We start from the raw sequence: 10288 nt of genomic DNA, 5'->3' as shown, positions 1-10288 counted from the left end.
TGGCGGACAAACTCGGCCTGGGCGGCTAAGATGCCACCGGCTGCTGCAATTACGCCAACAATATTTAAAAATAAACTGCTAAAGAGAAGTCCCAAAATCTGTAGGGCAATGACAATACACACATAGCTCACGGCCATTTGCAACACGGATTGCCAAAAGTGGTTAAAGGGCTGCACCGCATCATTGAGGGTGTCGGGAAGCTCATCAAAGAGATCGCGAATGTTGTCAATCCAAGGGCGGGCCTCGTCGTCAGGCAGGCTGTTGGGGGCATAGAATTTACGGCCCATCATTTTTTCGTGGATGACTTCAACCACTTCGGCGTAGGCGACCTGATAGTCAGCGGCGCTTTCGTTGAGTTCATCAAAGGACTGACCGATTTTTTGTTTGGCGGTAAACTCCCAGGCGGCCAGACGGTCGTTGATGTAGCGTTCAAAGGCGCGCTTAAAGTCGCTATAGAACTGGTCGCGCTCGTCTTCGTCTAAAAAGCTTAGAAAGTCGAGATCGGGTTGAGAGCCGACAAAGTCTTCTTCAAAGGTGGCCTCTAAGTTGAGGATATAGGTTTTAAATGAGTCGGCAATGGCTTTAGCGGTGCGATCGCACCGTCCCCGGATCAGCTGCCGATAGTTATCTCGAATTTTCTCCAGTTTGCCAAACTCATGTTCTACTGAGGCTACCCGCTGCTGCAGCTCACTCAGATCCTCATCTAGTAGCGGTATGCGTCGGGCCACGGTTTCCTGCACCGCACTGTAGGCCCGATGGGCTAGTTTGGCCGCCCGCTGCAGCTCCACACGTCCCCGCTCTTGGGCCAAAAAGGTTTCTAAGGCGGCAAAGAATTGATCAACGCCGCTCCCGTCTAGGGGGTTTCCCTGACGCTGCAGCCGCAGGGCGCTCAGTGCCGAGACTTCAAACCAGGTTGCCCCCTCGGGCAGGCTTTGGGCAAATACCTGACGCTGTCGGGTTTGGGCGTCTTCTAGGGCCGCTGTATCCTCAGGATCGACCAGACTGGCCTGGAGCCGATCCCAGCCATTGACCACATAAAAACATTTCAGATCGCGATTTTGCACATAGTTGCGCAGATAGCGGCGCTCATCCAGGGTAATGGGCTGCATGGCATCCATCACAAATACAGCCGCCTGGGCTTCGTTTAGGTAACTGAGTACCTGCTGGTTGCGAGCTTCAGTGTCGTTGAGCCCCGGGGTATCGACAATTTCTAGTCCTGACGCCAGCAGCGGTGCCGGACATTCAATCACCACATGGCTAATGTCGGGAAAGGCGCTGGTTTCTAGCTGGCGGGCTTCGGCTGGGGAAATTGTATAGTCAGTGCGGAAGGTGTCAAAGTCAATGGTTTCAGGGGCCTGGCCGTTGTTGTAATGGAGCGTTACCCGACGCTCAGGGCCGTGGCGCAGCAGACTCAACAGCGCCGTACAGGGGTTGACATCGCTGGGCAACAGGGCCTCACCCACTAGAGCATTGATCAGGGTGCTCTTACCGCGTTTCATTTCCCCGAGTACTACAATGCGGTAGGTGCCCTGCTGCAGCTGTTGGGCGGCGCTCTTGAGGGTGTGAATGTGGCGGGTTAACCCCAGCTGGCCTGAGTGCTCAGTGGTTTCAGCATGGTCCATTGCGATCGCAATCTGACTCAAAACCTGAGCCGCCTGCTGACGACTGTGGGTCAGGAGGTCGAGGCCATTTGCCATTTGCGATTTAGCCTGGGAACCATTTGCTGACTGGGGTGTAACCATAGTTTTTTTAATTACCTTTACAGTCCAGTGTGCCTCAATTCCCTAAAACCGTGATCTTTCCCTGTTCTGGAATAAATTGGGGACGGGCTCCCCATGGCCCCGCCCGAGAATGACTACAATAATGACATTAAGGACGTTTCCTGTAGCATCCTCCTATCCTCAATCCCATTTGTTCGGTTGTCTATGGCCACTGCTGATGACTACTATTCGCGATTACAGGTATCGCCCGATGCCAGTCAAGCGGAAATTAAAGCAGCGTTTCGACGCTTGGCACGACGCTACCATCCCGATCTAAACCCCGACGATCCGAGGGCACTGGAAAAATTTCGGGCGCTGCACGAAGCCTACGAGGTGCTGACTGATCAGGTGCAGCGGCAGCGATATGACCACACTGGCACCACAGAATATAGCGGCAGTCGGCCTCAAACGGCCCATGATTTCTATCTGCGTGGCATTCAGCAAACGCTAGCGCGACGGTACAAAGCCGCCCTGGCAGACTTTAACCAGGCGATTGAGCGCCAGCCGGACCTGGCCGAAGCTTATTTACGTCGAGCCCAGGTGCGCTACATCTTGGAAGATGATGCGGGCGTGCTCGCGGACTGTCAGCGGCTGCTGCAGTTTTCGCAACGGCTGCCCCAGACCTACTACTATCTAGGGCTGGCTCGCTACCGCCTGGGATATACCGAAAGTGCCCTGGCCGCTTTTTCTGAGGCCATTGCCCAGGAGCCCGACGATCCCCAAACCTACTTTCAGCGGGGGGTGGCCTATGCTGATATCCAGGAATGGAATGAGGCCGCCAATGATTTTCAAACGGCGTCCATGTATTATCAGGCCCAGGGCGATTTAGACGGATATCAGCGCAGCTGCGATCGCATCCGCCACCTGCGAAAACAGCGCAGCTTTAGGCTCAGCCACCGTACCAGCGGCATCACACGCCGCTGGGGTCTGCTCGGTCAGTTAAATCGTCTACTCTTTGGGCTGTTGGGCAATCCTGCAGAAGAACTCACCACCCTATACAGCCGTTTCAGCCAACAACAGGCGCGGCAGGTAGGCTGTTTGCTAGCCACCCTGGGTATTGGCGGCTTTACCCTGGGGGGCTACGTCCTACGCTTTGCGGGCAACGCCAGCCAAATTGTTGCCTTAGGTGGGCTATGGCTATCGGGCTGCACCGTATTTTTAAGTTTGATCATCGCCCTAGCCATTTCCCGTCTGTGGTTACGACGTCACGGTAGCTGGGCTAGCGACACATTTATTGCCGGCGCCACCGTACTCCCCATGGGACTATTTGTGCTCATCAGCCCTATGGCTCTGGTTATTCCCTGGCTGTGGCTGCTGTTTCTCTTGATCGCTCTACACCATACATTCATAACCCTGTATAGCGGCTGTCATCAGATCCACCACCACTCAGAAGTCATTGCCACCTGGCTCGCCCCCAGTTTACTCTTTATGGGTATAACGGCTGGCTATCTAGTTTGGAACGCTTGGTTGTAAGGCTGAGTCCACCTGTTGCTGCAAATGTAGTTGAGATAAGGCGATCGGTAGCTGTACCCTAAATGTGGCCCCTTCTCCTTCGTTAGAGATACAGCTAATGCGTCCACCGTGGGCTTCAACAATAATTTGATGGCTAATGGACAATCCCAGTCCTGTTCCCTTCCCCACCGGTTTAGTGGTAAAAAATGGATCAAAAACTCTCGATATCACCTCTTTAGAAATACCTGGACCATTATCAATAATTTCAACCATGGCAGAATTGGCATCACCATAGGTGCGCACAATAATTAATGGCTCAGGTAATGGCTCAGGCATCGGCTCAGCGGGCAAGCCCTGATGGGGTAGGACCACTTCACCATCAGGGCTTGCCCCCAACAAGGCATCAATGGCATTACTCAACAGATTCATAAAGACCTGATTTAGCTGATCTGGAAAACAGTCAACTAAAGGTAGCTCACCATAGTCTTTAATTAACTGAATCTCCTGAGTGCCGCTTAAACGATGGCTTAAGATCAAGAGTGTATTATCAATCCCCTCATGAATATCTACTTTTTTGAGGGCTGATTCATCCAATCGAGAAAAGCTACGTAGGGAGTCAACAATTTTTTTAATCCGATCTGTCCCCATTGCCATAGAGTTTAGCAGTCGAGGAAAATCTCTTTTAATAAAGTCAACATCACAGGCCTCAAGAGAATCTTGAATACGGCTGACAGGTTGCGGATAATGTTGCTGATAAAGATCAATCAAAACCAACATTTCCTGGACATATTCCTGGGCTGGTTCCAGGTTACCGTGCACAAAACTCACAGGATTATTAATCTCATGGGCCACACCCGCCACCAGCTGTCCTAGACTGGACATCTTTTCCTTATGCACCAGCTGCCCTTGGGTATACTGCAGCCGTTGTATCGTATGCTGCAACTCCTGATTAGCTTTACTAAGTTCAGCCGTACGCTGTTTTACCCTGTCTTCGAGATCTTCATTAGCTTGCTTTAGGAGTGTCTCCGCCTGTTTGCGCTCAGTAATATTGATCAAAGCCCCAGAAAAGCTAGAGCCACCCTTAAACTGGACCGCAAGCTCTAACCAAAACATTGTCCCATCTGCACCATAAAACCGCAGCTCCAAACAGCAGTCGATTTTAGCCTCTAAGGCCGTCTGCCATTTTTCAACATCGATCCTATCAATAAACTGATCCAAACATTGACCAATCACCTCTTTGACGGGATAACCCAATGTCGCTGTCCAGGCCTGATTGACAAATGTGAGCATCCCCGTATGGTCACACTCAAAGACAATCTCCCGTAAGTTCTCAACCAAAGTACGGTAGCGTCGCTCTGACTCAGTTAGCTTTTCGATTAAGCGATACTGAATTTGAGTATGTAGTTCATTAATTTTTTCGGGCTCTAGCATAGGGATGAGGCCGCTAGTTTTTCCACAAACTCTGAAGATGTTATCGTTTCCCCATACAGAGGAAAAACATTCTCCAGATAAAACTCTTGCTCAAATACCGTACGAGCTGATGTACAGTCGCTGAGAACTGACACATGATAGCCTTTCTCATGCGCTGAACGCCCAGTAGAGTCAATACAGATAGACGTCACAGCCCCCGCTAATACTAGGTGAGTAATATTTTGCTGATGTAAAACCTGGTCTAAATTGGTATTGACAAAAGCATTAAATCCTCGCTTGCCAGGAATTTCTAAAATTCTATCTTGAAATGGCAAAAGCTCTTGAATACATTCAAAACCTTTCTCACCAGCCTGAAAAGCTCCCACATCCTTAATCGTTTTTAGGATTCCTATGGGTTCAACCAGCTCTTCATAATTCGGGGTAAAACAAATAGGGGTGGAAATCAATAAAACCGGAGTGTCAACCAACCGTCGGACTAGAGCAGCTGTATTATCCACGGTTCTAACCGTTTTTGCCGATGCTTCAATCACTCGATGTAAAACCCCATCCGGGGCAAAATAATCATTCTGAAAGCCAATCAGTAGTAAAGCTGTGGTTTTTGGGTACATAGGTCTAGATCTACAAAAATAGCCTCTCAAATACCTGAAATATAGGTTGTTTAGAGTCTCAGATGTTTAATCAAGACTACCCATACCGATTAGCTCATTAGCGGCCAATCAGGCATGCCTCTGGGTACAGAGAGATTACCGATCTATTCAGATCAATTAACGCTTAAACAACACCCCCTTACTTATAAGTACTACTGCCATAGACCGAACTCATACGGAAAAATAAGCCTTATTTCGTCAAGACAGAATAGAAAAGCATACAAACATAGCAAAATCTAATCAATTGAGCTGCACCTTGTCCACATTTAGCTAAATCCTACGCAATTATGCGTAGATTGACGTCCCAGAATATACGGATATTTTGTAGCTTATTTAGCGTGATCGATATTGTTATCGTGGGAACTATTGAATTTGTCGTAGTAATGCGACACTAAAAAAAGTTTTCACTAAGGGGATGCACGGAGATGTCTCAGTATTATCTAGGACTTAATCTCAGCCATGAACGATCAGCTGCCATTGTTAAGGATGGCGAAATTTTAGTGGCCATTGAACAAGAACGGCTAGATCGGCAAAAGTACAGCATTGGTTTTATGTTACAAGCGCCTGGGGTGACCTCTCGGATGCAGCCACCTAATGAGGCTATCCGTTACTGTCTAGATAGCTGTGGCATTACACTGGACGACTTGGCCGCTGTCACTGCCAATATGCCAGGGTATGACTTTGCTCCAGAGATCATGCGCAATGTCCTCCCGACCGAAATTGCGGACAAGGTCATCGCTATCCCCAGTCATCACCTAGCCCATGCTTATTCTGCATATTGGCCATCTGGTTTTGACCAGGCACTGGTTTTAGTTACTGATGCTACAGGTACCACTAGCCAGGACCATCAGACTGAGTCATACACCCTTTATGAGGGCCATGGCCACACCCTGACCACTCTCCACAGTGAAACCGTCAATGCCCATCTAGCCGGTCTGTCCACCCTGGGTTTTCTTTATGAGTATGTCACCCGGAAAGCTGGCTTTGTCACCAAGTTAGGCAACACTAATGTCAGCCATGCAGAAGCCGGTAAGCTGATGGGGTTAGCCCCCTTTGGCGGAGAACAGGTTAACTTGCATCGTTGGATCAAACCCGTAGACAATAGCTATAGCCTATCCATTTCTCCCTACGATATTTTTCTAGAGATAGCTGCCCTTGAGAAAACCTACGATACTGGCGAAGGGAAACCCTATCTGCGTCCCTACCTGGTGGATCTAGCCTATAAGATTCAAGATGAACTAGAACAGGCATTAAAGCATATTGTACGAGTAGCGATGGAGCAAACCGGACTCAAAAAGCTTTGCATTGCAGGGGGCGTAGGTCTCAACTCGGTCGCTAACTACAAACTCTTTAAGGACTTGGACCTAGACGATATATTTATTTTTCCAGCGGCAGGCGACAGTGGCATCGCGGCCGGAGCGGCCCTATGGACCTATGCCAACCAGGGTGGCTGTAAACGGCCAGAACTAACCCAGGCCACCCTCGGCCATGCCTATGACTCGTCCCAAATAGCCCAGGCGGTAAAGCAGTTTGATGATTTGATTGATATAGAAGTGCTCACGCCAACAGAAATGTTGGAGCGTAGCGCCCAATCCCTGGCAAATGGCCACATCGTTGCCCGGTTTGAAGGGGGGGCTGAATACGGTCCCCGGGCCTTAGGACATCGATCTATTATGGTTGATCCAACATTTCAGCGCATGAGGGATATCATCAACGCTCGGGTCAAGTTCCGCGAAGCATTTCGCCCATTTGCCCCGGTGATTCCCTTAGAAAATGTGGATGAGGTTTTTGAACTAGACGGGAAATCTCCCTTTATGCTCATGGTGGCTCCCATTAAGCCAGCGGTGCAGGAACAGATTCCAGCGGTGACCCACGTGGATGGAACGGGTCGCATCCAAACGGTGACGGCACAGGCTAATCCCTACTTCTACCAACTCTGTCACCAGCTGGTGGGGCTGCGTCAGGGTCCCCCCGTATTGCTCAATACTAGTTTCAATGTCGCGGGTCAGCCCATTGTTGAGACGCCGGCAGAAGCGATTCAAACCTTTTTGAATACGGATATTGACTATCTAGCTGTCGAAAATATTTGGATTTCCAAACGACATGTGCGTGTTCAAAACTATGAAGAACACTTGTCTAAAGTGGGTGATACGGTTATTCCCCAAGGATTGCCTCCCAGTCAGCCAGCGGTTACTGACCTGATGGCGACATTAGATCGTGCTTTATTTTTTGGAGAACGACACAATTGCCCATGGACAGAAACAGAATTAAAACAGCTGTCTACCTTGGGTGCCCGGTATAAAGAAACAAGTGTTCTCTTTCCTGACTCATCGCTGATGGGAGCACTCAATACAAAAGTATCGAAGGATGTGGTTTGGATCCTCGATCCGTTGAGTAAGTCAATGCTAGTCAACCTCTCTGCTGAAAGTAGTGATGCCCAGCAAAGGCTCAGTCTCTCCCCAGGACGCAAACTGGCTACAGGTTCAGGGGCTAAAACGAGTAGCCATAATTTTAGCTGTGCGGTTAGACTGGCCACTAAAGCCCGTGGGAAATTACCCTACCAGTCACTTAATCAAAAGGAGATGACAGAATATACCTTTGATGAGGTAAAACTTTTCATGGCGATGCTCTCAGCACAAACGGGCTGGCAAGAGAAAATTCGCCTGGAACTCTGTCTCACCTATGCAGAACTGTCTCAGAAAATACAGTGGGCACAGACCCAGCTGCGCCAATATGGCATTGATGTACTCATATCTCTTGACATTGAGAATAATATAGACTCACGGCTACCTGCCAATAGTAGTCAAACCCTGGCCCCTTTCGAAGAGGCTAGTTTTACATTGCGGGGACAGTTGGGGGAGCTACGGACCTGTTTGCAACAGGCCGACTATACTCTGACGGCTATTTGTCAACAACTGGGTATCGAATCCTTACAGGCGATTGAACCCACTCGCTTACACTACTACGACCGCTATCAACTAGGACAAAGCGATCTTGACGATCTAATTCGTTTGTTTTTACTACGGGTGGCTTTCCCAAAAGCGCGGCTGAATGAATTGTTTGGGCCAAGGTTGGTACAGCTGTTGATTCAGTTGGATCTATTGATTCACCGTGGGGACCAATGGTCTGCTCGCATCGATCTATTCTGTGTTGAGGGTCTTTACATTGCCACCGATCATCGGTACATGCTGCTGGCAGAGGACAAAATATCCGAAAGCCCAGTTATGTATATCGGTGCAGATAGTCAGGGGCTGGTCTACACGGCTCCCCGATACTCAGTGAAAAATGTCTTAGATCTTTGCTGTGGCAGCGGCGTACAAGGGTTAGTCGCTAGTCGCTATGCTCAACATGTCACCTCCGTAGATCTGAATCCTCGTGCCATTCGGTTTTCTCGGTTTAACGCTCAGCTAAATGATATTCGCAACATTCAGTTTTACCCAGGGAGTCTTTATGAACCGGTAGCAGGTCAAACATTTGACACCATCTTGGCCAATCCGCCGTTTGTTCCCAGTCCCAAACATGATTTAGGCTTCCGCGATGGTGGGACAACAGGGGAAGAAATCTTGGCCGAGATTATTCACCAGAGTTCCCAGTATCTCAATCCCCAGGGGCGTGTATTTATTGTGACTGACTTGGTGGATATTCAAACCTACCAAGCCAAACTTTCCCAGTGGTGGAGTGGGGGTAATACTCACCAGCTTGTCCTATGTACTGCCGATAGAGATGATGTGCTGTTTTCAGTGCCCCACAGCCATGCTCCTTTTGGACAAAGTCTGGAGGCTTACAATGCTGAACTTGAGCAGTGGCTAAACAATTTTCATGAAGCCGGTCTCCGGGCTGTAAACTTTGGCTATATTCTCATTCAAAACCTGAGTGATGATCAATCAGGCTCCTATTTCTGCCGTACAATTCATAATCCAACCCAGGCTATCGATGGATTAGTGCAGAGTTATTTTCAACAACGAGAGTGCCTTCAGTCATCTAGCCGAGACACGTGCTATCTCTCCTTGCGACCTAATTTACGGTTTCGCATAGAATCGGGATTAACCGATATCGGCAGACAAATTGAGCTGTTTGTGCCCGATGATCCCTATTTTACAACCTACCAAATTAGTGAAGACCTGTATGAAATTTTACAAACCATTCAGAGGCTAACTCCCCAGTGGTATCGCTTTACAACACCGGCTAATCAAGCCCAGTTAATTGATTTAATTTGTAAAGGGTTGCTGTGTTTGAGTTCGCAGCGGCCGCAATCACCTGAGCGCCAAAACCTGGAAAAGCTCTTTTCTCAGTCATCCAGGTCTGAGGATATTGTCGAATTGAGGACAAAAACCACCCCCACCTGTCTGTCTGCTTATTTAAATCAGTAAGGGACTCTGGGTCTAACTATCGCTGTGGGCTCTCTGCTGCCAATTCTGGATAGTAGAGAGCCTTTTTCGCGCTGCTCTCCATATGTGTACTTTTCGCGAGGTCTTCTGGATCCTTGAAATTAAGTCTGTAGTGATTTTCTAGGGAAAACAAACATGAAAATTAGAATTTTAAAGACAACGCTATGTCGATAGACTGATGAAATAATTCAAAAAAATATATAAAATTCAGGAGATATTCTGCATGATTTAGCAAACGCACACGTATATGAAGCTCCGACTATTTATACTCAGAAAGCATACAAAAGTTAATATTCCGAGTCACTATACAGATACAGTAAATGAATTCTATGTTGATCATAGATTAAGTTTATGTGCTGTATCCGTTATCAATAGAGTTAGAGAGCAATCTGCTGGTTGTATGTTTTCGGCATAACGTGTCTTCAGGCTGACACGTTATGCCGTCCAATTTCTATTGGGTGTAAATCTAACGCATATTTCTGGGGATTATTATTGTTTAAGAACTTAGACTAAAGTTGTAATGATCAAAATTCTGTTGATCGCTGGTGAAACTCAGAATGACATCTTTTTAAAAAAAGGACTTACACTATACGGCCATAAAATAGTAACG

The 10288-nt window shown here is 48.2% G+C and carries 5 protein-coding genes; 2 read left to right on the top strand and 3 right to left on the bottom strand.

From position 1 onward, the window contains the following. Nucleotides 1-1742, bottom strand: a 1742-nt coding sequence (locus IQ260_RS20835; RefSeq protein ID WP_193995020.1) for a dynamin family protein, incomplete at its 3' end; no start/stop codon positions are given. Nucleotides 1743-1925: 183 nt separating this feature from the next. Here IQ260_RS20835 and IQ260_RS20830 point away from each other — a divergent pair. Next, entirely contained in the window at nt 1926-3233 is a 1308-nt protein-coding gene (locus IQ260_RS20830) for a J domain-containing protein (protein WP_193995019.1), read from the top strand. On the opposite strand, the gene IQ260_RS20825 is transcribed toward IQ260_RS20830, so the two are convergent. Continuing rightward, nucleotides 3210-4643 (bottom strand): PAS domain-containing sensor histidine kinase, encoded by a 1434-nt coding sequence (locus IQ260_RS20825; RefSeq protein ID WP_193995018.1) that lies wholly within the window; start codon nt 4641-4643, stop codon nt 3210-3212. The genes IQ260_RS20830 and IQ260_RS20825 overlap by 24 nt on opposite strands. After that, on the bottom strand, nt 4637-5251 hold the full coding sequence (locus IQ260_RS20820) for a cysteine hydrolase family protein (protein ID WP_193995017.1): 615 nt from the start codon (nt 5249-5251) through the stop codon (nt 4637-4639). Before IQ260_RS20820 ends, IQ260_RS20825 begins: the two co-directional genes overlap by 7 nt. Before the next feature lie 464 nt (nt 5252-5715). On the opposite strand from IQ260_RS20820, the gene IQ260_RS20815 reads away from it, so the two are divergent. Beyond that, the gene (locus tag IQ260_RS20815; RefSeq protein ID WP_193995016.1) at nt 5716-9660 is read left to right on the top strand and encodes a carbamoyltransferase C-terminal domain-containing protein; all 3945 of its coding nucleotides are present in this window, start codon (nt 5716-5718) and stop codon (nt 9658-9660) included. Nucleotides 9661-10288: the final 628 nt, after the last annotated feature.

It is taken from the genome of Leptolyngbya cf. ectocarpi LEGE 11479 (assembly GCF_015207065.1).
Taxonomy (GTDB): Bacteria; Cyanobacteriota; Cyanobacteriia; order Phormidesmidales; family Phormidesmidaceae; genus Leptothoe; species Leptothoe ectocarpi.
The sequence above is the reverse complement of the archived record's forward strand: the minus strand, read 5'-3'. Positions and strand labels throughout refer to the sequence as shown.

What these genes read in the sequence shown, in the direction of transcription:
- IQ260_RS20830 (WP_193995019.1), top strand. Translation starts at nt 1,926, where the DNA reads ATGGCCACTGCTGATGACTACTATTCGCGATTACAGGTATCGCCCGAT.
- IQ260_RS20825 (WP_193995018.1), bottom strand. Translation starts at nt 4,643, where the DNA reads ATGCTAGAGCCCGAAAAAATTAATGAACTACATACTCAAATTCAGTAT.
- IQ260_RS20820 (WP_193995017.1), bottom strand. Translation starts at nt 5,251, where the DNA reads ATGTACCCAAAAACCACAGCTTTACTACTGATTGGCTTTCAGAATGAT.
- IQ260_RS20815 (WP_193995016.1), top strand. Translation starts at nt 5,716, where the DNA reads ATGTCTCAGTATTATCTAGGACTTAATCTCAGCCATGAACGATCAGCT.